Below are 26,232 nucleotides of genomic sequence, written 5' to 3'. Positions count from 1 at the left end.
AAGCAAACACAATCAATCTAACACTTGTGGTGAACTTCGAAACTCACTCGGAGTTTGCCCAGTTATCCTAGAAAACTCCCTATTAAAATTAGACTTGGTCTGAAAACCTGAGTTTAGGAAGATCTCAGTTATCGCGTCATCAGTTTGTATAAGAAGAATCTTAGCATGCTCAATTCGATAAGCGTTAATCACCTTCGAAATGTTCTGTTGGTGAGTTTGATTAACCGCAGACGATATCTTGCGAGCAGGAATGCCTAACTTTCGTGCCAAGCGATTGAGAGACAGATCAGGATCCTTGAATACTTGGTGATCTCTCATTAATGCATCGAACTTAGCCATAATCTGCACGATTTCTTCAGCTTGGTCGTCACCTATACGACTCACTGATGTGGTTGATGTATCACCCTCTTCAGAAATGCGTTGTGACATGGAAGTTGAGGTCTGAGTATGCTTATTATTTTCTTCAGCAGGTGTGCTCATACTAACCACCATCACGGCGGAAACAACGGCTGGAATAAGAACAAGGTAGCTAATCGATAAGATCAGGTTAGTGTGCTGTGCATTCAACAGCAAAATGTCGTAAGAGAGTGCACTATCAACCAAAGCGGAGAACAGCAGCATTGCACCTGCAACTCGTTCAGCAACCAACACTTTCAGTACATCGGTTAGCCGCACTTGTTCTGGTACGCACAACGACGACTTCAACAGCAAACTGCCATATCCTAGATAGAGTAAGATCAGCAATACATCAAGAGTTCCCGCCCAGACATACTCATAAAAGAGTGAGCCAACTAAAACAGCAACAGGGCCTAGCCAATGAAAATGTAGGCTAGATTGACTTCGATGAGCTCCCGCAAAACAGAGCCAAGCTGCCACGGGAACACTCGCACCAAGAATAGGTTGCAAGAAGCGAAACAGCGCAATGTCTACTGTCCATCGTAGTCCCACCATCGTCACCATTAATGCGCACAGAATGATAAACCAAAATGGCTTTTGACTGGTTTGTGGGTAACGGCATCGAAGCAGTACACCTGTCATCAATAACAACAGCGCAGTGACAAATGGTAAGGGAATGGCGAGCATCAAAATTCCAGTGTTAATAACAAATTACGCAGTTTTTGCCGCAGCTAGATAGCGTTGACAACTTGAGCTCATGGTAATCCATTCACCATATGTAATAAAGGCTCCATCAAGGAGCCTTCGTTTGAATTCAATTGTCACTTAATTTGAGTAACTGCCATTAGATTGAGCAGCTTGGCGCGCCGGATGTTTGATAAACACAGCAATCACCGCCACGATAGCCAAAGCAAAACAGTAGAAAGAGTGCGATACGATCTCTAGTGGCGAAAGGTTAAAAACAGACCCCAGCAATAAAACCTGGGCACCATATGGCAGAACGCCTTGAACCACACATGAGAAAATATCCAACAAGCTCGCTGCACGACGAGGTGAAACGTCATTCTCTTCTGCCAGTTGGCGAGCGACACTACCCGATACAATGATCGCCACTGTGTTGTTTGCAGTACACGCATTCACCATTGAAACCAAACCGGCAATGCCCAGTTCACTAGCACGCCCATTGGCTTGCTTAGAGTGTTTAGAGCCAAAGGCACGAATCACACTGCTCACTAGATTAGTCAGGTAAGCTAGGCCACCCTGACGGCGCATCAGCTCACTCAGACCACCAATCAGCATCGACAACAAGAAGATCTCTTGCATGTTACCAAAGCCTGAATAGATATCTTGTGCGTAGTCCGTCAAGCTGTAGCTATCGACACCCACTAGGCTCACACAGCCTGCTAACAGGATACCGATGGTCAACACAACGAATACATTCATCCCAGAGACAGCGAACACCAATATCGCCATGTAAGGCATTACTTTAAGCCACTCGATATCACCCGTGTCCGGCACTTGCGTTGCTGTGCTGTTCATCGCAAAAATAACGATTGCAATTAACGCTGCGGGTAGAGCGATACGGATGTTTTCTTTGAACTTATCACGCATCTCACAGCCCTGAGAACGCGTCGCCGCGATTGTGGTATCAGAGATAATCGACAAGTTATCGCCGAACATTGCGCCACTCAGTACCACGCCAGCCGTCAGTGAAAGGCTCATTCCAGAAGAGTCGGCAATACCAAGAGCAACTGGCGCAACCGCCGCAATCGTACCCATTGACGTACCCATCGCAGTTGCAATGAATGCTGAGATCAAAAAGATCCCCGGCAGAATCATACTTGTTGGAATCGCAGACAAGCCAAGGTTAACCGTCGCGTCTACACCACCCGATGCTTTAGCCACCGCTGCGAATGCGCCTGCTAGTAGGTAGATCATACACATGGCGACGATATCTGGGTGTCCTACACCACGCATAAAATGCTCGATGCCTCGGTTGATCTTCTCTTTGCTGATCAGCAAAGCAACCATAATCGCCGGCAGTGTCGCGATAGGCGCTGGCAGCTGATAGAACGCAAAATCAACGCCTTGATAAGAGAGATAACTCCCGACTCCGATGAACAGAGCAAGAAAGATAATGAGCGGGATCAGCGCAACCGCACTCGGAGCGATTTGCGCATTTGAGTGTTTAGAATTAGACATGGAACAAACTACTATAGAACAGGAGGGCGAAGACTAATCTCACCCTTGGGACTTGTCAACGTCTAGACGTCTAAATGTCCAATTTTAAGTAGATTTACGCTATAGCTGGGGCTCAACGATAACAAATTGTTTACTGCCCGCAATTGGAGCATACCAAGCACCGCCCTTCACATAAAAGGTTGCGTCATCAATGGTTACGGTTGTAGTACCTGAAGGTAGCTTATCAACCAAGCTACCAACATCCGAGTTTGAGGATGAGGACGTGGTTGTGGTCGTTGTAGTAATCGACGTCGACGATGAAGTCACGGGTGGGTTTTCAATATAGATGTATTGATCGCCACTGCGTTTGTAATAGACATTATCAATCACCGCATAGCTGATGCCAGCCAACACAATATAACTCGTGTGCTTTGGCATTTTGTAATAGTAGTAACTGCGATGTTTCGGCACTTTTTTGATTGGTCGATAAACAGGTTTAACCACCACAATCTTCTTAGACGGCTTGTAAACCGGGTGAGGTTTCGCGGTTGCAGACAAAGGGAAAATAAGACCTGCCGTTACCAGAATTAGGGTTGCGCCTCTTACAGCTTGAGCTTTAAACATAATGATCACCAAGAACTAAATCATCTGTTCATTTTATCAATCCGAATATCAGCCTACGTAAAGCAAACGTAAAGGTGCGTAAAGAGACGCGCTATGACTCTCGATACAAAAAAGCCACCGACTGAGTCCAATCGGTGGCTTAAATACTTAATAATCACTTGCAGCGGTTTTCTTACTGCCCGTCATTTTAGACGCAGTTACAGCTTCCACCACGCTTTGGTTTCTGCCGTCCCCGCTAGTTGTAGACGCTCACCAATGATCGGTGTGGTGATCTCTACACCACGTTCTTTACTGATAGAAGATGCTTGCTCAAGCGGGTCTTGCCAATCATGCATGGATAAATCAAAGGTACTGTTGTGAATTGGCATCATCACCTTACCTTTTAGGTCGATGTGAGCCTGAACACTCTGCTCTGGGAACATGTGAATATCCGCCCACAGTGAGTTATAAGCACCGGTTTCAATCATAGTGAGATCGAAAGGGCCGAATCGTTCACCGATCTCTTTAAAGCCATTAAAGTAACCAGAGTCACCACTAAAGAAAACTTTCTTATCGCTACCCTCTATCACCCAGCTGCCCCAAAGGGTTTGGTCGCGATCGAGTAAACCACGGCCAGAGAAGTGTTGAGTCGGTGTCAAAGTAAAATCAATACCTGCTGCAGTTGCAGACTCCCACCAGTTCAGCTCAACGATTTTCTCTTTCTCGACACCCCATTTTTCCAAGATTGCACCTACTCGTAACGGCACGAGGAAAGTTTCCACTTTTTGCGCTAGCGAGGTTACTGCTGCTTTGTCCAAATGGTCATAATGGTCGTGGCTAATCACTACCACATCGACATCAGGCAGTTGTTCGATTGAAATTGGTGTTGGGTGGAAACGCTTTGGCCCCATCCATTGTACTGGAGATGCACGATCGCTAAAGACAGGATCCATCATGACCAATTTTCCATCCAGCTTCATCGCAATACTTGAATGGCCTAAACGGTAGACAACGTCTTCTTGCTCTTCAACCAGCTGCGCTTTGGTCATCGTCATCAAAGGTAATGCCGTTTTTGGCACAGGCTCTTTACGTTCTACAGTGACGTAAGCTTTAAGGATAGAGAAGATATCTGACATACCTGATTTGTATTCAAGCTCGCTGTTCGCAAACTTCTTAGGCAAGTTATCAAGCTTCTCACTTGAATTTGAATATGCGGTTACAGTCGCTGCCACGGCAAGTACTCCTACAATCGGTAATAGATATTTTTTCATTTAATTCTCAGTTTGTTTTTGCTCTGGGTCGTCGAGCCAAAAGTAAACTACACCGATGAGTTTACCTTTAAATCGCAAAAAGTAAACCGCTGAGTGTAATTTTATTGGTACTATTTTCATCAATAACTTAAAATTCAAATTAAATCATATGGTTAAAATTACTACTCAGATAACCTATACGGTTCAAAGTTAAGGCATGGCTGTATAAATATCGCTCAACTCTCACTTCCAGGATTGATTTATTGACCTAAAGGTCAAGTTTTAATTAACATTTACTTTACAAGTGATGAGCCGAGAGTTTTGGAAAGGAGTCTAAATTGAACCTCACTATACGAATGAAAGCGATCTTAGCGACGATCATCGCAGCGCTTTCCATTATCAGCCTGATGGGCATTTACTCGTTTCAATCAAGTCGATCGATTTTGATCGACAGAACATTCGATAGAGAACTCCCGGCATTGTTAGGCGAAGTTGGTAATGAAATCAGCCTCAAATTAGAGACGCCAATTCTTGCGTCTAAAATGATGGCCCTGTCTCCGCTAATCACCTCTAGGTCTGCATCGACAGGAGACCTAAGTAACTATCTCACAACGATCAAAAATGAGTTCAATGCCATCAGTGCGTACTTTGTGTCATTAGAAACGGGGGCGTACCACACTCACAATGGCGTTTTAAAAACAGTGTCGCAAAGCGAAAGTAACGATCAGTGGTTCTATCAATTTATTCAATCAAACCAGCCGTTTGAGCTTTCTCTTGATATTGATGGGGCAACGGGCACCCCTACCCTATTTGTTAACTATGCAGTCATTAAAGAGGGCAAACGTGTTGGTGTGGCAGGCATTGGATTAACACTGGAGAGTGTTACTCAATTAATCAGTCACTACAGTGTTGGTAAAGGAGGTATTGTTTATCTCGTTGATCAACAGGGGGTGATCAAGGTTCACCCCACTCCAAACTTAGTAGGGACATCCCTTGAAGAGTTAGGTGTTAACCCAACGCAGTTACTTGCCCAAACAAACACAGTTGTGACTGAAAGTACCATCAACAACAAAGCACAAATATTAGGTTCGAGAACAATGCCTGGAACTGGATGGACGCTGATCACTCAGATCCCTAAAGCCGATGTTTTAGAAGAGCTTAACGGCTTCAGTCAAACCATCATTTTCATGGCGCTGTTGATTGCGGTTATCTATACCCCTATCGCCGCTTGGGCAACCAACAAATTACTACTTCCTTTCGTCGAGGTTGCCGAGCTTCTTCAACAAATTGGTAAAGGGGGTGGCGATCTTACGCGCCGCTTAGACGATTCACGTCATGATGAAATCGGTCAAATTGCCAGTGGCTACAACCAGTTTGTCGAGTATTTGAGTCACCTACTAACCGATGTATCCAATACCGGCAAACAGATATCAGAATCGATTAAAAGTGTGGACCACATGGCTCAATCGATGGAGCAAGACCTGAAACAACAAACTAGCCAGATAGAACAAGTCGCGACCGCTATTCATGAGATGGGCGCAAGCTCAGATGAGATCGCACAGAATGCCAATGTCGCAGCCGACAGTGCCACGAGCGCATCCAACGCGATCAACATAGGTCAAGAGTCCGTGTCGGTTACTTCCGAAAGCATCGAGCACATGAATCAACAACTGAGCGATACCACTTCAATCATCGACCAACTCGCTGACGATGCCAACTCAATCGATACCGTGCTTGATGTCATCAATGGAGTATCGGAACAGACTAACCTACTTGCATTGAATGCGGCAATTGAGGCGGCGCGAGCGGGAGAACAAGGTCGAGGCTTTGCAGTGGTTGCTGATGAAGTCAGAACGCTCGCGTCACGCAGCCAGGCTTCTACCGAAGAGATACGTGGAATTATCGATCAGCTCCAACAGCGTACCCAACAAGCCGTGGATGCGATTGAAGCCAGCACTCAACTGGGAGTGAAGTGTAAAAGTGAAGCTTCCAACTCAGAGCAACAGCTGTCCACTATTTCTCTGAGTGTGGATGAGATGAATGCGATGAATATCCAGATAGCTTCAGCGACAGGAGAGCAATCGAATGTGATCAACGAAATATCACCTCATATTTCAGGTATCTCAGAGATTGCTCGCGAGAACGATATGATGGTTGAGAAGACCGCGCAAGAGTGCACTCACTTAAGAGATAAAGCGGCGCACCTAACAAGTTTGGTCTCTCAATTTAAGTGCTAGCTAATCGACCGACCACACATCCTTAAACTCTGGCCATCCCCAGTTGGTGATGGCTACGTTCTTGAGAATACCTTGGAACCTCACCGTTTGAAGATGATGGAACAACGGCAACAGCCAGTAGTCAGTGACTAGGCTAGTCGCAATTGGCTCAAGACGCTCTAGGTAATCTTCCAGCTCGACCGATGCTTTGTGTTGATCGAGCTGCAACTTCAGCCATTCGCTGCTCTGTTGTCCGAGAGCTGAATGCAGAACAGGATCATTCATCAACCATGAAAAGAGAGAAGATGGGGCATTGTCATCGAGATTCAGGTTACACAGAATAAGGTCTTCATTGAGCTGATTGACTTGCGAGCGCTGGGTCAAATCGCGGAAACTATAAGTATTAACCTCAACTTCGACACCTTGAAATCTCAGTAGGTCAGCGATACTCACAGCACAGCGATACAGGGCGTAGTAATCATAAACTGCGATGGTGAGTTTACGTGGCAACGCACAAGGCGAGTTTGGCATGCGATACACTGGGCTCCAGCTAGGTAAAATGTTCTTAGCATGCTGCAAACCGAACATGCCGCGATTCAACTCTAACTGCTCGTGTACCAAGCTCGGCTTAAAGCAATCGGCGAGAAACTTTCTTTGCTCAATGGTCAACATTTGCTGTGATGCATTGTGGTTGAACAACACGAATAAACAGCCATCTTCGACACGACTGTATTGTTCGTCTGTTTCGGTTGCATTCACATCTCGGCCAAGCTGATGGAAGCACGACGCATCCTCCTCTGGGGCCACCTGAATTTCACTCTGGTCGAAGTTAGTGACTTTGGCGAGCTCTTCTTCAAATTGCCAAATCGTCACTTCATCCGTAAGCGAACGCGTACTGAAAAAGTGCTCAAACGCTTTCAACTTAATACGCTCTGCATCATGCTCCGCAATTATAAATGGCCCACTGCCTACGATATTTGGAGCAATCAGCCCTTGCAGTTGCGCTGCGGGTTGAATGGAGTATTTAACACCAGCTAATAAGCCCGCAAAACCAGTGTCCGCTTTGGAGAGCTTAAAGCAAAGACGAAGCGGTTGGTCACTGTAGACTTGTTCAACATGCTCTAGCTCTGATTGATAGAACGAGTGCGCTTTCAGTTGCTCAAACAACAGCACCAATTGCTCACCATCGATAAGCTGTCCGTTATGGAAGGTTAAACCGGGGCGAAGATAGAAGGTCCAAGTCTGAGTCTCACCGTTGTAATCCCAGTGATGCGCTAGCTCGGGTTTGAGTACCCCATCACTGCTGCAACTAACCAAACAGCTGAATACTTGCCTTAGCAAAAACCGCTCACTGCTACGGTGAACATGGTGGGGGAAGAGCGCTTCAAATCGACGCTTATAAGTCAGTTGAACGTGCAGTAACCCTTGACGTAAGGTTGCACCGGATGTCTCTTGTAGCAAGGAACCAAACACGGTGCGGTCGTCGTCAAGTACCGCCAACGCTTTTTCATACTTACCTTCGGCGATCAATTTACTCGCAATATGCCGATTAAGCCCTTGCACATCGTAGCGCAGAGTTAGATTAGAACGCTGGTTTCTACCGGCTTTGGGTTCCCACACTACCCATTGCGCCTGATGCATTCGCCCGAGCAAGGTTCGTGCGTGTCTAACACTGGTAAACATCAAATCGGCCAATTCAGCCAAGGTGACCGCATGTGGGGTATTGGCATCAAATGAGGTCAGCCTTGCGTAGTAACGCATCATATTTACATCAGACAAAATCAGAACCTTCGTTTCACTCGTTTTCCTAATAAGCTCAATTATAGAGCTTTTCAGCAATAAATCTGCCACTTTACCCAAAAACAGGAACAACGTAAAAATAAACCGTCTGTTTATTACTTCCCCATTATCGATAAAAATGGCTTTACACAAACAAGTAGCCCAGTGCCAAACACCAACCTATCTGATGAAGGTGATATGCCATGAGAAAATACTATTTATCTCAGTTTTTACGTACGAACAGTCAGCTTGAAAAAGAAGCGCTTCGTGCACTTTTAGAGCTATGTTGATCCACTAACGAGTACACATTTCCTCGCTAAGTTATGCGAGTCGAACGCCACTTAAACAGCTCCTACACCCAATCAGAGTTTGGTTTCGACTCGCTTTCCCCCCTCAAAAGCCCCCGCATCCCTTATGTACCAATAACTCGAACCCTTCATAAATTTCTGTTGTCGACTCGACAAATTTAATTCGTTTTCTTAGTTGTTCGAAAAGCCTTAAGGTTCGCCCCGAAGCAAACAAGGAGCCTCAGGAAATAGACCGAGGACCTAAAAACAACTTACTAATTTGCACATACCAATCAGGTATTTACTAAGGAAACGCCATGCGTATCGCAATTCTTTCTCGCAACGAAAATCTATACTCTACCGCTCGTCTAAAGCAGGCAGGAGAAGCTCGTGGTCACCAGGTCGATGTTATCGACACGTTGCACTGTGACATAGATATCGCGAGTAACAATCCGAAGATTCGCTACATGGGTGAAGAACTGCCTCAATACGACGCAGTGATCCCACGTATTGGCGCTTCCATTACCTTCTACGGTACTGCGGTTGTTCGTCAATTCGAAATGATGGGCACTTTCTGTATCAATGAATCAGTAGCGATCAGCCGCTCTCGCGACAAACTACGCTCACTGCAGCTTTTGTCTCGTAAAGGTGTGGGTCTACCAAAAACTGGCTTCGCTAGCCGTCCTGACAAGATCCAAGATCTGATCAAAAACGTGGGTGGCGCACCTTTGGTGATCAAACTGCTTGAAGGTACTCAAGGTATCGGTGTGGTGTTGGCTGAAACCAACAAAGCAGCAGAAAGCGTAATTGAAGCATTCATGGGCCTAAAAGCGAACATCTTAGTTCAAGAGTTCATTGAAGAAGCAAAAGGCGCAGACATCCGTTGCTTTGTGGTAGGTAACAAAGTGATTGCAGCAATGAAACGTCAAGCAGGTGAAGGCGAGTTCCGCTCTAACCTACACCGTGGCGGTACTGCTCAACTGGTTAAACTAACTAAAGAAGAGCGTGCAACGGCGATCAACGCAGCAAAAATCATGGGCCTAAACCTATGCGGCGTCGATATCCTACAATCTAAGAATGGTCCTGTGGTAATGGAAGTGAACTCTTCTCCAGGTCTAGAAGGTATCGAGAAAGCAACTGGCAAAGATGTTGCTGACATGATTTTCGAATTCATCGAAAAGAATGCAAAACCAAATGCAAACCGTACTCGCGGTAAAGGCTGATATTAGAAATAATTTAAACGGTTAAGATGACCATGTAAGCCGTTAACTGATGATTGGAATAATTATGAACAACAAAATGATCATAGGGAACACTGAAGCACTTTGCTTACCTGAGTTAGGGATAACAGGATTGCACACGCGCGTAGACACAGGGGCAAAAACCTCTTCTCTACACGTAGACAACCTACTTTGCTTTAAAGAAGATGGGCAACGTTACGTTGAATTCGATCTACACCCAGACGTGTACCACCTAGAAGAGACCGTGCGTTGCACCGCGAAGTTAAAAGCGAGCAAGAAGATCAAGTCTTCAAATGGTGAAGTAGAGACACGCTGTGTGATTGAAACGCTACTACGTATGGGTGGCCAGCAATGGCTGATCGACCTAACGTTGAGTAACCGTCAAGACATGACTTACATGATGCTTTTAGGGCGTCAGGGTATGAGTAATAAAGTGATTGTTGACCCAAGTGAGTCTTTCTTACTGAACTGATCCTGCTCTTACGCGAAGCCGTAATTTACACAGAGTCCAAATAAGCTATTTTGCCGAATACGCTTGTATAATTTGCTACTCGTCCTACACAAAGGCAAGTCATAATGACTGGCCTTTGTCTTTTAGGATTTCTTTTTATCGATAAAGCCAAACCGCCAAATCGACTTCAGCAAACTCTTGCATTTAATTTTAGTCACGCGCCAATGAGTCACAGGCCTACGTGGTGCACTTACCAACAAATGCTCAAATGCAGGTTGATCGAAAGCCACCTGCCCGCCATGTGCCACCAGCAAGGTATCCAGATGCAGATCGTAGATCCGCTCTACCGATTGACGGTACTTATTGGGGTGAAAGATAGGGAATGGGGGAATCAACTTCTGTTTCACTTCCACCATCAAATCCGCCACGTACGCCAAGCGCTCAGATGAGCAGTAAACAGACAAATCTCTGTCTGTATGACCTGGAGTTTCCAATACTACCCAATCCTCAAAACCGGGAATAGTCTCACCATCCGACAACTTATAATCTGGCTTTAGCTTACGTGAGTACCAAAGATTGGCTTTAGGCCTACCTAGCCGATTTGCCATCCAACGTGCCAACGCCAAATCCGTCAGATGCATCAGCATTCCGTCCCAACGTGCGTACCAGTCGAACTCCCGGTCGGCGGACACCAACTTACAACCCGTTAATGCTCGCAGTTTATGTGCCGCACCTGCGTGATCTGGATGCATGTGCGTCACCACAACAGTGTGTAAGTCATAGAAATCACGCCCAAGGTCTTGTTCGATAAAGGACTTTAGATGTGGGATGTCTGCTCGGCATGCGCCATCAAGCAATAACAAACGATCAGGGTACTCCACCAAATACATGTCTTGGATATACCCTTTAATGGTGTGCAGTTGCAAAACGACTCCTTGTTTACTGCTAACTGGTCAGACCTATACAATAGCAAAACCACCCAAAAATGTGATCATTTTGTTAAATAAGGCTGTCATTCCACACGAAATCAACAGCGAACGCCCCAATAAAAGTGACAATGTCACTAAAATTACACCTGCATACTTTCGGTTATCGTCACGACAAACAACCTGATTTGTTGGCTTGAGTTATTCGGACTATATAAGTGCCCCTTAATCAACTATCCGAGTGCTTTACATGAACCAACTGATCGACGCGTTATCAACCCAAGGCTATTTTGTTTGGGATGATTTCCTCACGTATAACGAAGTTGTGGCATTGAGGGACTGTATTCCAGACAACTGGAAAAAGGCTAGGATTGGCCGTAACGAAGAAGTCATGCGCGAGTCGAGCATTCGCAGCGATAAAATCCAATGGTTGAGCCGAGATATGGGACAACCCGCTTCGCAATTTCTAGATAAAATGGAGCAGATCCGTTTGGCGGCAAACCAAGCTTTTTTCCTTGGGTTATTTGAGTATGAAGCGCACTTTGCAAAATACGACAAAGGGGCTTTCTACCAAAAGCATCTCGATTGCTTCCAAGGCAATGAAAACCGCCGCCTAACTACCGTGTTCTATATGAACGATGAATGGTCTGAGCAAGATGCAGGGGAGCTAGTGGTGTATGACTTAGACGATAACCACGTAGCAACCATTCCCCCAAAAGCGGGACGTCTATTTGTGTTCTTCTCGGAGCAATTTCCGCACGAAGTGCTGCCAACCAATACCGAGCGTTTTAGTATCGCAGGATGGTTCCGCATTAATGGCGTGAAAGATAATCAACTGGATATCGCACACTAATTGCCGACCAAAACCCTGAGATGCGCCTCAATCGAGGTGCTTCTCACACTCTTCATATCAACATCAATACCCATGCACTCTAACCAATCCGATGCAAACTCAATTTGTGCATCAAGATAACGACGATAACTCGTTTATCCTTTAGACTTAGTTTATGCATGAATAACAATGCGTTGAAAAAGGAAACACTATGCCTCCTATGATTGTTGGTCACCGTGGTGTCGCAGGGACGCATCCTGAAAACACCCAAGCAAGTATTGAACAGGCAGCTAAACTTGGCCTGAAATGGATTGAAGTCGACATCCAGCCTACATTGGACGATCAACTGGTGGTGTGTCACGACCATACGCTTGAGCGCTGCAGTGACGGTACAGGTCGCGTCGACGAGCATACCTTGGCAGAGCTTAAACAGTTCGATTTTGGTTCATGGAAGTCGTCAGAGTTTGAAGATGAGAAAATTCTGACTCTCGCAGAGCTGTTGGCTTTGGTTAAAGAACTCGATCTGAGCGTTAATTTAGAGGTGAAAGTCGATACCCGCCACCAGCCCGCGCATGTTGTTGAGCTGCTTCACGACGAGTTAATCCGTTGTTCGATGGATACCGACCGCATCCTGATTTCTAGCTTTAGCCATCGAGTGGTTGAAGAGGTGAAAAAGCACATGCCTCAATACCGAGTCGGCATGATCACCGAGCAGTTAGCACAGGAAGATAAAACGACTATAGAGTGTGTTGACGCCTTCAGCTGCCACTTAAATTACGCCAACCTGACTCAAGCTGACATTGAATACCTTAAGCAGACAGGACGAGAAATCTGGTGTTACACCGTGAACCAAAGCGCAGACTTTGAGTATATCAATCACGTCGATGCTATCTTCACTGACTACCCTACTCGATTCATAGCTCAATAGAGCTACACAGAGTCATTCGAACAGAGTGGCACTCATTACCATTCGATAATGATTGGAGTGCCCATTCTAACTAGGTCAATAAACTCATCCATCTCTTGGTTGGTGATAGCGATACAGCCATCTGTCCAATCAAAACTCTGAACATAACCAGAAGAACGGCGCTCTCCGTTCTTTAGACCGTGTATTTTGATATTACCACCCGGATCAATGTCGTATTTCTCTGCCCACTTGCGATCCGATGGTGCCGGATAGCTGATATGAACAGAACGATAGAACTCTGATTCTTCAAGCACATAGTCAAGGTAATAACGACCTTCAGGGGTTCGGTTGTCACCCTCAAAACGTTTATGTCCCTTCGGCTGCTTACCTAAGGCGATTCGATATTCGCGTACTAATGTGTCTCCACTCATTAGGTACATACGTCTTGCAGACTTATCAACCTTCACCATGGTGACAGCTAGCTGAGAATACAACGGGTTAGATGGTGGAAAGCTCTCAACAACGACAGGGGTTCCAGCCCAACTTAAAGTGAGAAAAGAGCAGGTGAAACACATGAATACAGCAATGAAACGACTCATACATCCTCTAACGACATAGACATGATTCGCGATTGGGTCACCATTCCCAAAGACTCATAGAAACGTTGCGCATCCTGATTAAACTCCATCACCTCCAAGCGCAGCTCTGTCGCACCATTGGCTTGCGCCCATTGATTGAACGCGCGCATCAACTTTTTCCCTAGACCTTGGCCTTGAACGTCATCCCCGACCACTATGGTGTTTACTCGCGCGACTTTATGGTCTTGAATGAAACTCACGCCGTTATTCTGTGTAATTTTTCCAGCCAGAAAAGCGACGACCTGTTCATCTTGTTCAGCAACTAAGAAGTGCCCTTCCGGCTCTAGCATTAAGCCTAGCCAATACGCTTCAGAGCCGCTATCTGCTTCTTCAGGGGAACTAAAAACCGTGGGAGCGCCTTGATGATGTTGGCGATTGATCTGGTGAGAAAGCTTTAATATGAATTGAATATCGGACACTTTGACCGCGCGTATACGCATAATAACTACCTTGTTTGCAATTAGTTCTACCTTAGCAAAATCCGCCATTCACTGCACAAGCCACAACAGGTAAGCATGGCCTGAGTAACATTAATAATATTAGGCTAACTACAACAATAATTTGTTCCGCAATTAGCGTCCTTTTCGTTTACACCCAGTGCTACTATCTCAACACACCAATAAGAAGGACGGAAAAACCGATATGATTAAGTTTGCTGTAATTGGCACCAATTGGATTACTCAAAAATTTGTACAGGCTGCACATGAAGTTAACGCCATGCAATTGACCGCCGTCTATTCTCGAAATCTAGAGAGCGCAGTTGAGTTTGGCAAGGAGTTTGGCGTAGAGACTCACTACACAGATATAGACGAGCTTGCTAACGATCCGGCCATTGATGCTGTTTACATCGCCTCACCGAATTCGTTCCACTGCCAGCAAGCAATCATGCTGATGAAGCGCAACAAGCACGTTATCTGCGAGAAACCTATTGCTTCAAATATTCGTGAAGCAACCAAGATGTTTGAAGTTGCCAAAGACAACAATGTTGTTCTATTCGAGGCTTACAAATCTCAATATCTCCCTAACTTTCAAGCCGTTCAACAAGCGTTACCTAAGATCGGTAGAATCCATAAAGCGCACATCAGCTACTGTCAGTACTCGTCTCGCTATCAACGATACCTAGATGGAGAAAACCCAAACACGTTCAACCCCGCTTTCTCAAATGGCTCGTTGGTGGACATCGGTTTCTACTCTGTAGCCGCAGCTGTTTCTCTGTTTGGGAAACCTCAGAGCGTTCAAGCATCAGCACACCTACTTGAATCTGGGGTTGATGGCCACGGCAGTGCCATCTTCTACTACCCAGAATTCGACGTGACCCTAGCGCACTCTAAGGTCAGTGACTCTTACGCATACAGCGAGATTCAAGGTGAATTAGGCGCAATTCTGATCGACCATATTGCAGAATGTACCCACGTTAAGATTCAGTACCGAAATGGCGATGTCGAAGAATTAAGCCAACCACAACGCGAGAACTCGATGTGCTACGAGGCCGAGATGTTTGCTCAAGTGCTGAAAGGTAACAAAGAGGCGCAATCACAGGCGCAGCAGCGCGCGCTCACTGTATCAGAGCTAATAACAGAAATGCGTCGTCAGGTTGGTGTGCATTATCCAGCGGACGAACTTTAGACACATTTAGCTAACCCTATGATTTGTAATGTTCGGCTTACATTGAATAACCTTTCGTTGTCTTGACGACAAATTACCTGATTAGTCGATCACTGGATCATCTGATTAAATCCGCCTTCGAAAAGCAAAGTTAATTTTAATTTATTGAAGGTGTTTAAAATGTTTTCAATCGAAGATCGTGTTGTAGCGACAAAAGGTATTGAACTAGGTGAAATGGTAGTAACAGGTCTAAGCGCAGGCGGTTTCTACGTTCACGTTACAACTATCGAGGGTGGTCTTACACTAACTTACCCTATGCAAGATCTTAAAAAAGCATAATTAGACGTTTTTAGCTCGCGATTGCGCGCAATTAGAAACATCAACGAATTAGGGCCTTGGTCAATACACTCTTCTGCATTGGAGTGAATTACCAGGGCCTTATCTATTTCTGCGACCCACTACAACTTCATGCCTCCTCCAGCTCCTTGTGGGTTACGAAATTTCTATTACATTTCAATACAAGTACTTATGGTCTTAAATAAGTTCTGATACATTAGCGTTATCTTATGCTTTGGAAAGCTTATACATTTAAGGGGAAGCCATGAAGCTTTATATCTATGATCACTGCCCATTCTGCGCCCGCGTCGCTTTCGTTGCACGCTCGCTAGGCCTGACTGTGGAACTGGTGTCAGTCGACTATCATGATGCACAGACCTTGATTGATCTTATTGGTAAAAAAATGGTGCCAGTTCTTGAAAAAGACGACGGTTCTATCATGGCGGAAAGCCTAGACATCATCAGTTACTTTATGGATCTTGCGAACAGCGATGAACCTCGAGAGCCTGCAAACCCTGTAACCCAGTTCCAGACTCGCGCTTTCCCACTCACACAGCGTATCGGTCGCCCACGTTGGTGGAAACTAGACCTACCTGAATATCGCACTGAAGAGAGCAAAGCAGCTTGGCGCGAGAGTAAAGAGACGGAGGAGTTCAACTTCGACAAACTGATTGAGCAGACTCCTCAATTCGTACAGTTGATCAATCCGTTGTTAAAAGATGCAGAGTTATTGCTTAACTTCGAGAATGGTGAATCAACTCTGCCTCTTATCGACCAGGCAGTTTACTTCTCGATGCTTCGTGGTTTCTATGTTGAACCAAGTATTGAATGGCCGCCAAAACTGGATCGCTGGATGGAGCGAAAGAGTCATGAACTCGGTGTTGGGCTGCTTGAATAGACTCATACCAATCGCAATAAATAACCGAAGCCTAGCGCTTCGGTTTTTTATTGGTTTAGCAATACGAATACACGGTTTACTAAACCTGAGCGACTTTGCTCATGATGGATTTAAGCTCTTGTACCAACTCTGGGTGCTTTAACTGCCCAGCTGCTACGTCGAAATTATCGTAAAAGCTTGGTACCGATAAATGCCCTTTCACATCGGCGTCAAAGTATGGCGCAGAAGCCACAGCTGAACCTAACACTGAACTTGCACCACCCGCGCCAGGTGACGTCGCTAACATCACGACAGGCTTACCTTGATACACCTTCATATTAATGCGAGAGACCCAATCAAAGATGTTCTTAAACGCTGCCGTATAAGTCCCATTGTATTCGGCAAACGAGATCACAACGGCATCGGACTCGCTAATCTTATTAAAGAATCGATGAGCCAACTCTGGAATCCCCTGATTCTTTTCACGCTGTTCGCTGTAAATCGGCATTTCAAAATCATTCAAGTCTAGAGTCTCCACCTCCGATCCTGTAACAAGGCCAGCTGTGTATGTTGCCAGTTGTTTGTTGATAGATTCCGTGCTGTTGGTTGCGCCTATTGCTAATATTTTCATTATTAAGCCTCTGGTTTGTCTAAAAATGGAATAAATGCTTGGTAAGAAATCTTAGGTTCCAGACCAAAGTGCTGTTTTAGTACGTGATAAAAATCCGATTCGTTCTCTAATTCAATCTCTTGCTCCACACCACCTTGTCGAATCTTTAATGTTCGATTGAATAAAGTCGTAATACCCTCATCAGTTGGTCTTGCGACAACACAGTTTTGAGTAAACAGAGAGCTTGGATGAGTCGAGGTAAAATGATTGCCGTATTCCAAATCATTCCAAACTACATGGTTCATATCCAGGCTATACATGTTTTTCCACGCGTCTTCTTCGAAGGTCTGCAGCATGTTTCCGACCAGTGGATCTTCAATGAAACGAAACGTTTGGAGATCGGTTTTGATCTCTTGATTGAATATCAGCGGTAGCGGTGCTCGTGGTGTGCTGGTGCCAAAACCGGCGTCGACAATCCACTGTTGATCGTCAATGGTCACCAAATTGATACGATGACCATGTCCTGTTGGTTGCTCACCAAAATGCACACGAGCAAGCAGAGGTCGAATGGTAAATCCAAGGTATGAAAGAACATTGAATAACAACCCGTTGAGCTCTTGGCAGTAACCGCCTCGCTCGCTCAAAACCAACTTTTCGAATATCGCCTGTTGCGTGATATCAATCGACTCACCGTTTAAGATCGCCAAATTCTCAAACGGTATTGCGCGGTGTTGATGATGGTGGATAAGCCTTAGTGTCGATTCATTAATCTCAGGGGGATGGATTAAGCCAATTCGTTGGAAGTACTGTTCAATCATTTTTGGATTCATATCATGCCTTTATATTTGGTTGGAGAGCCTCTCTCCTTATCGCTTGGTTGGCATCATAAAACCTCAAGTTAACTTTAGGTAAAGCACTTTTTTCATTTATTTTTTTAGATTGCTTTCACTTCATTTAGAAAATAAAAAAGCGAGCTCAGTGCTCGCTTTTGGTTGAGGGATTTCTGCTCATATTAGCTGGCGTTTTTCACCTTGAATTGGCCGACGATACTCTGCAGTTTCTCTGATAAATTGACGAGCTCCTGGCTCGACTCAACAGTTTGTTCCGCGCCCGTAACGCTCTCTTTGGTTATACGGTTCACGTTAACCACGTTTTGGTTTATCTGTTCGACAGTGACACTTTGCTGCTCTGAGGCACTCGCACTTTGTGTACTCATGTCAGTGATACGGCTGATGGATTGAGTGATGACATCAAACGCATGGCCTGATTTTTCGGCATTGACGACACTTGCTTTAGCAATATCACTACAAGTCCCCATGCTGCTGACCACTTCTTGGGTTCCGGCTTGTAAACGTTCGATCAAACTCTGAATCTCAGAGGTAGAGTCTTGCGTACGCTGAGCAAGGCTTCGAACCTCATCCGCCACAACAGCAAAGCCTCTTCCTTGTTCTCCAGCTCTAGCTGCTTCTATCGCTGCATTAAGAGCCAATAGATTAGTTTGCGCCGCGATATCTAATATCACATCAAGAATACCGCCAATATTAGTGGCCTCGCGGGACAAATCTTCTAAACGACTCATGGTGCCATCAATCTCAGATTCTAAAGAATTGATACTGTCTGTGGTCTGTTCTACAACCGCCTGCCCTTGTTTTGCTTCACTGCTCGCTTCTTCTGCAGATTGAGCAGTATCAACCGCATTACGAGCCACTTCTTGAACAGAAATCGACATCTGATTCATTGCGACTGCAACTTGATCAGTCATCAACATCTGTTCATTGGCGCCTTTGTTGGTAGCGACAGTGATGTTGGTGAGCTGGGTAGATGAGCTGCTGAGACGCTCACTCGCGACCATCATATTGCTAATAATGGTTTTTAGACTGTCTGCCGTAGCTTTCAGAGCATCGGTTAACTGACCGATTTCATTCTGCTCACCCTTTTCGATCTTAACCGTGAGATCCCCCTTCGCTAGCTGTTTGGCAACACCAATCACATACTGAATCTGCGCTGTAATATTTCTTGAAATGAAGGCACCAAACCCAAAGCAGAACAGCGCTGAGGATACACCACCAGCGACAATCACAATCAACGCCAGTTCTGAAGCTGTTGCTGCGGCCTCTTTACGCTCAACCATCAAGCCTTTTTCGATATCGATGATCTCTGCAACTTTGCCTCGCAGAGCATCCATAAATTGCTTCCCTTCTTTTTTGGACAACTTGGCGTAGAGAGCATCAATGGAGTTAAACCGGTTTGCTTGTCGGACTAGGGCAATAGCTTGCGACGCGTAATCATCGATCCATGCGCGAACATCTCGAGCTAACTTGGAATTACCCATAAAGGCGAGCTCTTGTTCTACTTGCTCCATGCCATTGTGATAGGGTTCGAGGAACTCTTCATGGCGATTCAACATAAAGCCGCGTAAACCGGTTTCCATGTTGATCATATGGTTAATGAGTCGCTCACCATTCGGATACTGACCCGAGGCGGCTTCTTTTCTCAAGGCATCCATTTTTTGTTTGCCGACACCACTGGCAATAAGGGATTGCAACTCATTGACATAAGTCTCACCTTCATAAATGCTTTTTCGCAATGAGATAACCTCTTCTGCATACGCCTGCCAACCCAATGCGAGCTGCTTAACTTCATCAAATCGCGCTTGTTGAGGAGGATTGTCGCTAGTGAGATTCCTGACCGTAGTGAAATTTTCATCAAACGCCTTTTGACCGAAATAGTAAGGCTCTAAATACTCTTCCTGCCCCCCAATCGCATACCCTCTCAATCCGGTTTCTCGGTCGACCATAGAGTTAACTAATCGGTCAGAGTGATCGATAACTCGATATGTGTGGGTCACCATGTTATCGGTATTGTTGAGTGTTTTGATGGAGTTCCAGACGACAACACATAGCACAACCAAAATACTGACGGTAATTATGTTGCCAATAAGCAAGCGATTTCGGATCGAAAGTGACGATATTTTCATAAGCAGTTTTCCCTAACCTTTGTGAGCCTGACGTCTATCTTTGTAAATTAATTGTCGATTACTTCAGTAACCGTACCTAAAAGCATAGATAGTCGTTGCGCAAACAGGCAAAGAATAAATGCCACCTATCTCATATTAAATATGTATACAGATGTGAATATAGGTTTTGTTCGAACATATTTGTTCAGGATTTAATAGCACTCAATCCCCCACTCCATATTGATGAAGTGTTCACCTGCCGGCGCATTGTAATCTTGAAGTTCAATTCTCGCACTCACTGTGACGCTGGGGTATTCACGCAGGAAATCGGCTTCTAGTTCAATACCTTGTTGCCAGAAATCGACGTTGCCTTGGTAACGGAAAGCACCATCCACCCGAAAGTACACTTGCGACTGCTCAACCGTGCCTTCAAAGCTACCGAGGTCAAAATGGACCATTTTTAATCTCACACGCCCGCCTTTTCTATTCGATGTCAGCTCGAAGTTCAGTGCTTGCCCATCATAGCGATGCCCAAAATTTAACTCTCCGGCGTTATCAATTACTTTGATGCCACATCGCTCATGCACATGCTTAGAAAATCTGAGGCTCTTATGCTCTGTGGCCGCAACCCCGTGCGACGCATAGAGCATCATATAAGCGAACAGACAAATCTTGATTTTCAATTGACTATCACCCTTACAATAAAGTCTCTAACTGCTTTTTTGGTAGACGTTTCAGTACTTTTTATTTGATCATTCTCTAGTGATACCAAATATGTAGAGTTAATGGATATCCTCTTATCGTTATATTTATAATCTACAATAAGATCACAAGATATATATTCATCACCTGCATGATTAATCATGGTAGAAGAATAATCATAACGACTACTTGCATTAATTAACTCTACTTGAGTCCAATTAATATATTCCGAGCTAGATAACCCATCAAATATCCGATTCTCATGATATTCTGATCCACTCTCACAAAGTTTATTCAACTCTTCTCCATTTTTATAATCTTTATTTTTCTGACTCAGCGCATAAGGAGAAAGAAACAGCACTAGAAAAAGAAATAACATTGTTTTCATCACTCGACCTAAAAAACCCTCTTATGAGGGTTTTAGTTGTTAATCACATTCGATAATCCAATTGGTCACCAATTCATAGTCATCAGCATCGAGGTTACTTTCATCTATAGAAACTCGAGCGGCTAGATTAACTAAGTTGTTCGACCGAAGGTCATCACGCGAGAATTCAATCCCTTCTTCCCAGTCTGAAGCACTCATGTCTGCCGACACTGAGCTCTCAGCTCTAAAGTGGACATCATTTTTAGTGACTTGGTCACCAAGGTCTTCTGTCTTGATTGGCTCGACTCTAAACTCAATCTTGCCGTCTTTCTCATTGTTAATGAGTTTTACTTGAGCGGTTGAGTCGAGATAGTTGTCGCCAAAAGCAAGATCTGCCGAGGCTGCCGTCACATCAATACCACACTGCTTTTCCACTTTAGCCGAAAAGGTCACATCGCCACTGGTAACTTCTTCATCTCCATGACCTGGAGGCACTGCATACGCCGTTGACACAGACAACACGCCACAGGCTGTCATTAGCATTAACTGCTTTCCCTTACTCATCACTTACTCCGAAAAGGTTGTATTCATTTGCTTCATCTTGAGAAGACGATACTTCTCAGCTTCAATTTGCAGTAATTTAAGCTCGTGTTCTGCTTGAGCTAGCTCTTCTTCTCTCTTCCTCTCTCTCAATTCAAATTCGTATAAGCGCGAGCAATCCACTCTCTCTTCTCCACCAAATTGGAAGGTGATAGCAGCGTAGATACCCGCTTCATCTTGGTTTTGGTGGTAATAATTATTTGGATCGCCACCGTAATAGTTGTCGCTGTCTTCATTGCCCGTTGCACCATAAGTACCAAACTGAATGGTTTTACCGGTCGAAATGGCTTGCTCACATGACGCGCCTTCCGAAGTTCGAACACGGTCGGTTCCAGATGGATTGGAGACACTCGGAATCGGGTTAGCACTTGTCAATGCGGGGACAAATAACGTCAAAATCAATAAGAATATTCGCCTCATCATCAATACCTTTCGAATTTAATATTGGTGCACACTTCATAGCTATTAGGTGAATCAGTAACCATTCTCGTACATATTTTTTTCTTGGTTTTCTGACCAGATGGTGTCTTAACATTAATATTGAGTTCGATATCTTGATTTGGCCCCAAGCTCAATTTATTCGGAAAAGACTTATTATCGATTCGTAAGTAATAGTCCGCTTTTTTGTTGTACTTATTTATTAAAGTGAACTTAACTTCCGTTTTATCGGAATATGCTTGAAACTGTTTTTGATCCCACACATGTAAATTAGCCATAGCAGGCAGGCTCATTGTTAATAGAGCAGACAGAATTAATATGGTGGTTTTCATCTAGGTATAACCTCAATCAAATTGGTTACGGCTAGACTATTGGAGATATTTCCCGATCTTTTACCATTTTGCGCCACTCAATTATTTTATTTAGATAATGAGTATTTATTTACGCAGCAATGACACTGTCTTGAACAACCTCTAACAGGAGAGGGCAAAACAAACAGTAGAAGTGGGTTTTCTATGACAGGGAGATCGCTTCAAGAAGAAGAATGACGTCAGAAGTGGTTAGAAGTTTGGACAAGTGGTGATCTTGCCGCCTCGAATAAAACGGCAAGATCGTCTAATCAACAAAAGATCAAAGCAGTCGGCGTCTCAATCCTGTTCGCTCTAAAATGCGTGTTGAGATCTCCTCAACCGATAGTGAAGAGGTATTGATGTATGGGATGGCTTCACGACGGAAAAGCCCTTCTACCGTTTGCAGCTCGTAAAGACACTGCGAGTCACTCGCGTATTCACTTCCCGCTAGACGATTTTCACGAATCTCAGTTAAACGCTCTGCATCGATCGTCAAACCAAATAGCTTATGACGGTGGATCTCAAACTCAGGCAGTAGTCTCAGTCTCGCAATGTCGTCATGGATGAATGGGTAGTTAGCCACACGCAATCCGAATTGCATTGCCATATAGAGGCTAGTCGGAGTCTTACCGCTACGAGAGACACCAAGCAGAATAATATCGGCCTCTTCTAGTCCCCTTAGCGTAATCCCATCGTCATGCGCAAGGGTGTACTCGATCGCCGCAATACGATCGAAGTACTTGTCAGAATCCTTGTTAACGCTACGCGAGCGCTGCAGCTTCGGTTTGGGTGCCATTTTGGTGTCGTCTTGCACTTTCTGCACAATACTCTCTAACACGTCATAACAGTGCGCAGGGGCCGCCAACAGCTTTTTCTTGATGTCTGGGATAACAATCGAGAAAAACACCAGCGGTTCGTAACCTGTCTCTTGGTAGGAAATCTCGATCTCCTTGAGTAGGTCACTCAATTTGTCTTCGCTTTCCACAAACGGAAAGGTTTTTTCGTTAGCTTTGAAGGGAAATTGACCTAGAACAACGTGCCCTAAAGTCTCACATGTTATGGCCGTTCCATCAGAAACATAGAATACATCACGACTTTGAATATCAATTTGCATTTTTTATTTAATGTTTAAAATTATTTTGAGTAGGATGGACACCATAATATATATAACAAAAGCCTGCTGACTATTACGTTCCCCACAGGTTTGAAAAATTTTTAACATTTTTTTCAATTCTGACGTAATCGTTTGCCTTTAAATCCCTACAAAACTTGCTATGTTTCTGGAGAAATAAATGCAAAATAATACCCTATGGTTCAATGGCCTATCCATGGAAGATGTCGACAAGGTCGGCGGTAAGAACGCCTCACTCGGCGAGATGGTTTCTAACCTATCCAATGCTGGTGTTTCTGTACCAAATGGTTTTGCTACCACTTCTTATGCGTTTAACGAGTTCCTAGACTACAAAGGTCTTGATGAGCGCATTCACCAACTACTTGATGAACTTGATGTTGAAGACGTTGAAGCTCTGCGTAAGACAGGTGCAACGATTCGCCAATGGGTTCTTGAAGCCCCTTTCCCAGAATCCCTAGAGCAAGACATCCGCGATAACTACCGTGAGCTAATCGAAGGCAATGACGAATTGTCTGTAGCGGTTCGTTCATCGGCTACGGCGGAAGACCTTCCTGATGCTTCGTTTGCTGGTCAACAAGAGACCTTCCTAAACGTTAAAGGCATCGATGCTGTTCTAGAAGCAACAAAACACGTATACGCGTCTCTGTTTAACGACCGCGCTATCTCTTACCGTGTACACCAAGGCTTTGACCACCGCGGTATCTCGCTTTCTGCGGGCATCCAACGCATGGTTCGCTCAGACAAAGCCTCTTCAGGTGTAATGTTTACCCTTGATACTGAATCAGGCTTCGATCAAGTGGTATTCATCACTTCATCTTGGGGTCTTGGTGAAATGGTCGTTCAAGGTGCGGTGAACCCAGATGAGTTCTACGTTCACAAGCCGATGCTTGAAGCGGGTCAGTACCCTATCGTTAAGAAAACGTTCGGTTCTAAGCTGATTAAGATGATCTACTCAACTAACCAAGAGATCGGTAAGCAAGTTGATATCATCGACACAGATACTCAAGAGCGTAACGAATTCTCACTGAACGATGAAGAGATCAAAGAGCTAGCAAAACAAGCGATGATCATCGAGAAGCACTACCAACGTCCAATGGATATTGAGTGGGCGAAAGATGGCATCGACGGCAAGCTTTACATTGTTCAAGCGCGTCCAGAGACCGTATGTTCTCAAAGCGAGCAAAACGTCATTGAGCGTTACGAACTAAGCAACAAAGCAGACGTAGCCGTTGAAGGTCGTGCTATCGGCCAACGTATCGGCTCTGGCCCTGTTCGTTTGGTTGATTCACTGGATCAAATGTCTTTGGTTCAAGAAGGTGACGTTCTAGTCACTGACATGACTGACCCAGACTGGGAACCAGTGATGAAGAAAGCTTCTGCGATTGTAACCAACCGTGGCGGTCGTACTTGTCACGCAGCAATCATCGCTCGTGAACTTGGCATCCCAGCGATTGTTGGTTGTGGTGACGCAACAAGCCGCCTAGAAGATGGTTCTACAGTGACGGTATCTTGTGCAGAAGGTGAAACTGGTTACGTTTACCAAGGCGAGCTAGATTTCGAAATCAAGCGTTCTGCGGTTGATGAATTACCACTGCTTCCAACCAAAGTGATGATGAACGTAGGTAACCCTGATCGTGCATTCGACTTCGCTCAAATCCCGAACGAAGGTGTTGGTCTGGCTCGTCTAGAGTTCATCATCAACAAGATGATCGGTATTCACCCGAAAGCGCTACTTAACTTTGATGCACAGAGCGATGAGCTTAAAGCTGAAATCACTGAGCGTATCCGTGGCTACAAAGATCCTATCGATTTCTACGTAAGCAAGCTAACAGAGGGCATCGCGACTATCGCTTCTGCGTTCTGGCCTAAACGTGTGATCGTACGTATGTCTGACTTTAAGTCTAACGAATACAGCAACCTAGTCGGTGGTAAAGAATTCGAACCGCACGAAGAGAATCCAATGCTGGGCTTCCGTGGTGCTTCTCGTTACATCTCTCCAGTATTCGAAGATTGCTTTGAGCTAGAAACTCAAGCGATCAAACGCGTACGCAACGAGATGGGTCTTAAGAACGTTGAAATCATGATTCCATTCGTACGTACTCCAAGCGAAGCGGCATCGGTTATCGATCTTCTAGCGAAATTCAACCTACGTCGTGGCGACCAAGGTCTGAAAGTGATCATGATGTGTGAGCTGCCATCTAACGCAGTATTGGCTGAAGAGTTCTTGAAGTACTTCGATGGCTTCTCTATCGGCTCTAACGACATGACTCAGCTAACGCTTGGTCTTGACCGTGACTCTGGTGATGTTGCTCATCTATTTGACGAGCGTAACCCAGCAGTGAAAGCAATGTTGAAGATGGCGATTGATGCAGCAACCAAAGCAGGCAAATACGTAGGTATCTGTGGCCAAGGTCCATCGGATCACGATGACCTAGCTGAATGGTTAATGGAGCAAGGCATCAGCTCTGTATCTCTAAACCCAGATACGGTTATCGATACATGGTTGAAGTTAGGCAATGTTGCTAACAAATAACCTTCTCTAATCGAGAGAT

At 44.9% G+C, this 26,232-nt stretch carries 25 protein-coding genes and 1 pseudogene; 9 read left to right on the top strand and 17 right to left on the bottom strand.

Translation table 11 applies throughout. The annotated features are described in order from the left end of the window. Positions 1-12 precede the first annotated feature (12 nt). The 4 genes from VFDL14_RS16110 to VFDL14_RS16125 form a co-directional block, all read right to left on the bottom strand. Positions 13-1,083, bottom strand: coding sequence for a helix-turn-helix domain-containing protein (locus VFDL14_RS16110; RefSeq protein WP_084181829.1), 1,071 nt, complete (start codon positions 1,081-1,083; stop codon positions 13-15). A 138-nt stretch (positions 1,084-1,221) separates the two neighbouring features. Then, the gene (locus VFDL14_RS16115) at positions 1,222-2,598 is read right to left on the bottom strand and encodes a Na+/H+ antiporter NhaC family protein (RefSeq protein WP_032550192.1); all 1,377 of its coding nucleotides are present in this window, start codon (positions 2,596-2,598) and stop codon (positions 1,222-1,224) included. A gap of 99 nt (positions 2,599-2,697) precedes the next feature. Beyond that, a complete protein-coding gene (locus VFDL14_RS16120; protein ID WP_032550191.1) occupies positions 2,698-3,201 on the bottom strand; it encodes a DUF6515 family protein in 504 nt (167 codons plus the stop codon). 197 nt (positions 3,202-3,398) lie between these two features. Then, entirely contained in the window at positions 3,399-4,451 is a 1,053-nt protein-coding gene (locus VFDL14_RS16125) for an MBL fold metallo-hydrolase (RefSeq protein ID WP_032550190.1), read from the bottom strand. 335 nt (positions 4,452-4,786) lie between these two features. Here VFDL14_RS16125 and VFDL14_RS16130 point away from each other — a divergent pair, with 335 nt between their 5' ends. Then, the gene (locus VFDL14_RS16130) at positions 4,787-6,667 is read left to right on the top strand and encodes a methyl-accepting chemotaxis protein (RefSeq protein WP_032550188.1); all 1,881 of its coding nucleotides are present in this window, start codon (positions 4,787-4,789) and stop codon (positions 6,665-6,667) included. Here the strand turns inward: VFDL14_RS16130 and VFDL14_RS16135 are convergent, their stop codons facing one another. Then, positions 6,668-8,425, bottom strand: a complete 1,758-nt coding sequence (locus tag VFDL14_RS16135) for an SgrR family transcriptional regulator (protein ID WP_032550372.1) — start codon at positions 8,423-8,425, stop codon at positions 6,668-6,670. 604 nt (positions 8,426-9,029) lie between these two features. Here VFDL14_RS16135 and rimK point away from each other — a divergent pair. Together rimK and VFDL14_RS16145 are read left to right on the top strand one after the other, a co-directional pair. After that, positions 9,030-9,935, top strand: coding sequence for a 30S ribosomal protein S6--L-glutamate ligase (gene rimK, locus VFDL14_RS16140; protein ID WP_032550186.1), 906 nt, complete (start codon positions 9,030-9,032; stop codon positions 9,933-9,935). A 64-nt stretch (positions 9,936-9,999) separates the two neighbouring features. Then, positions 10,000-10,425, top strand: coding sequence for an ATP-dependent zinc protease (locus VFDL14_RS16145; RefSeq protein WP_032550185.1), 426 nt, complete (start codon positions 10,000-10,002; stop codon positions 10,423-10,425). Positions 10,426-10,547: 122 nt separating this feature from the next. Here VFDL14_RS16145 and VFDL14_RS16150 read toward each other — a convergent pair whose 3' ends face one another. Then, positions 10,548-11,330, bottom strand: coding sequence for an MBL fold metallo-hydrolase (locus VFDL14_RS16150; RefSeq protein ID WP_032550184.1), 783 nt, complete (start codon positions 11,328-11,330; stop codon positions 10,548-10,550). A gap of 250 nt (positions 11,331-11,580) precedes the next feature. Between VFDL14_RS16150 and VFDL14_RS16155 the strand changes: the two genes are divergently transcribed. Together VFDL14_RS16155 and VFDL14_RS16160 are read left to right on the top strand one after the other, a co-directional pair. Beyond that, the gene (locus VFDL14_RS16155; protein ID WP_032550183.1) at positions 11,581-12,183 is read left to right on the top strand and encodes a 2OG-Fe(II) oxygenase; all 603 of its coding nucleotides are present in this window, start codon (positions 11,581-11,583) and stop codon (positions 12,181-12,183) included. 190 nt (positions 12,184-12,373) lie between these two features. Then, on the top strand, positions 12,374-13,090 hold the full coding sequence (locus VFDL14_RS16160) for a glycerophosphodiester phosphodiesterase family protein (protein ID WP_032550182.1): 717 nt from the start codon (positions 12,374-12,376) through the stop codon (positions 13,088-13,090). Positions 13,091-13,125: 35 nt separating this feature from the next. On the opposite strand, the pseudogene VFDL14_RS0123020 reads toward VFDL14_RS16160, so the two are convergent. Next, positions 13,126-13,545: pseudogene (locus tag VFDL14_RS0123020) on the bottom strand (L,D-transpeptidase family protein); the annotation flags it as partial. A 119-nt stretch (positions 13,546-13,664) separates the two neighbouring features. Beyond that, positions 13,665-14,147 carry a GNAT family N-acetyltransferase gene (locus VFDL14_RS16165; RefSeq protein ID WP_032550370.1) on the bottom strand — a complete coding sequence of 161 codons (483 nt, stop codon included), beginning with the start codon at positions 14,145-14,147 and terminating at the stop codon, positions 13,665-13,667. Between the two features lie 202 nt (positions 14,148-14,349). Between VFDL14_RS16165 and VFDL14_RS16170 the strand changes: the two genes are divergently transcribed. The 3 genes from VFDL14_RS16170 (at position 14,350) to grxB (ending at position 16,546) form a co-directional block, all read left to right on the top strand. Then, positions 14,350-15,333, top strand: coding sequence for a Gfo/Idh/MocA family protein (locus VFDL14_RS16170; RefSeq protein WP_032550181.1), 984 nt, complete (start codon positions 14,350-14,352; stop codon positions 15,331-15,333). Positions 15,334-15,492: 159 nt separating this feature from the next. Next, positions 15,493-15,651 (top strand): hypothetical protein, encoded by a 159-nt coding sequence (locus VFDL14_RS24300; protein WP_152549216.1) that lies wholly within the window; start codon positions 15,493-15,495, stop codon positions 15,649-15,651. Between the two features lie 262 nt (positions 15,652-15,913). Beyond that, the gene (grxB, locus tag VFDL14_RS16175; RefSeq protein ID WP_032550180.1) at positions 15,914-16,546 is read left to right on the top strand and encodes a glutaredoxin 2; all 633 of its coding nucleotides are present in this window, start codon (positions 15,914-15,916) and stop codon (positions 16,544-16,546) included. 79 nt (positions 16,547-16,625) lie between these two features. On the opposite strand, the gene VFDL14_RS16180 is transcribed toward grxB, so the two are convergent. The 9 genes from VFDL14_RS16180 to VFDL14_RS16220 form a co-directional block, all read right to left on the bottom strand. Beyond that, on the bottom strand, positions 16,626-17,156 hold the full coding sequence (locus tag VFDL14_RS16180; RefSeq protein ID WP_032550179.1) for an NADPH-dependent FMN reductase: 531 nt from the start codon (positions 17,154-17,156) through the stop codon (positions 16,626-16,628). A 2-nt stretch (positions 17,157-17,158) separates the two neighbouring features. After that, positions 17,159-17,965 (bottom strand): arylamine N-acetyltransferase family protein, encoded by an 807-nt coding sequence (locus VFDL14_RS16185; protein WP_032550178.1) that lies wholly within the window; start codon positions 17,963-17,965, stop codon positions 17,159-17,161. A 182-nt stretch (positions 17,966-18,147) separates the two neighbouring features. Continuing rightward, on the bottom strand, positions 18,148-20,112 hold the full coding sequence (locus VFDL14_RS16190) for a CHASE3 domain-containing protein (RefSeq protein WP_032550177.1): 1,965 nt from the start codon (positions 20,110-20,112) through the stop codon (positions 18,148-18,150). A 191-nt stretch (positions 20,113-20,303) separates the two neighbouring features. After that, positions 20,304-20,561: a hypothetical protein gene (locus VFDL14_RS24295; protein ID WP_152549215.1), complete on the bottom strand. Its 258-nt coding sequence runs from the start codon at positions 20,559-20,561 to the stop codon at positions 20,304-20,306. A 209-nt stretch (positions 20,562-20,770) separates the two neighbouring features. Continuing rightward, a complete protein-coding gene (locus VFDL14_RS16200; RefSeq protein ID WP_032550176.1) occupies positions 20,771-21,181 on the bottom strand; it encodes a hypothetical protein in 411 nt (136 codons plus the stop codon). A gap of 39 nt (positions 21,182-21,220) precedes the next feature. Beyond that, on the bottom strand, positions 21,221-21,724 hold the full coding sequence (locus VFDL14_RS16205) for a hypothetical protein (RefSeq protein ID WP_032550175.1): 504 nt from the start codon (positions 21,722-21,724) through the stop codon (positions 21,221-21,223). Between the two features lie 3 nt (positions 21,725-21,727). Next, positions 21,728-22,135: a hypothetical protein gene (locus VFDL14_RS16210; protein ID WP_235201670.1), complete on the bottom strand. Its 408-nt coding sequence runs from the start codon at positions 22,133-22,135 to the stop codon at positions 21,728-21,730. Positions 22,136-22,182: 47 nt separating this feature from the next. Further along, positions 22,183-22,530, bottom strand: coding sequence for a hypothetical protein (locus tag VFDL14_RS16215; RefSeq protein ID WP_032550173.1), 348 nt, complete (start codon positions 22,528-22,530; stop codon positions 22,183-22,185). Positions 22,531-22,828: 298 nt separating this feature from the next. Continuing rightward, on the bottom strand, positions 22,829-23,662 hold the full coding sequence (locus VFDL14_RS16220; protein WP_032550172.1) for a pyruvate, water dikinase regulatory protein: 834 nt from the start codon (positions 23,660-23,662) through the stop codon (positions 22,829-22,831). 178 nt (positions 23,663-23,840) lie between these two features. Here VFDL14_RS16220 and ppsA point away from each other — a divergent pair, with 178 nt between their 5' ends. Beyond that, a complete protein-coding gene (ppsA, locus tag VFDL14_RS16225) occupies positions 23,841-26,213 on the top strand; it encodes a phosphoenolpyruvate synthase (protein WP_032550171.1) in 2,373 nt (790 codons plus the stop codon). Positions 26,214-26,232: the final 19 nt, after the last annotated feature.

Origin of the sequence: Vibrio fortis (assembly GCF_000695685.1) — a bacterium.
Taxonomy (GTDB): Bacteria; Pseudomonadota; Gammaproteobacteria; order Enterobacterales; family Vibrionaceae; genus Vibrio; species Vibrio fortis_A.
The sequence above is the reverse complement of the archived record's forward strand: the minus strand, read 5'-3'. Positions and strand labels throughout refer to the sequence as shown.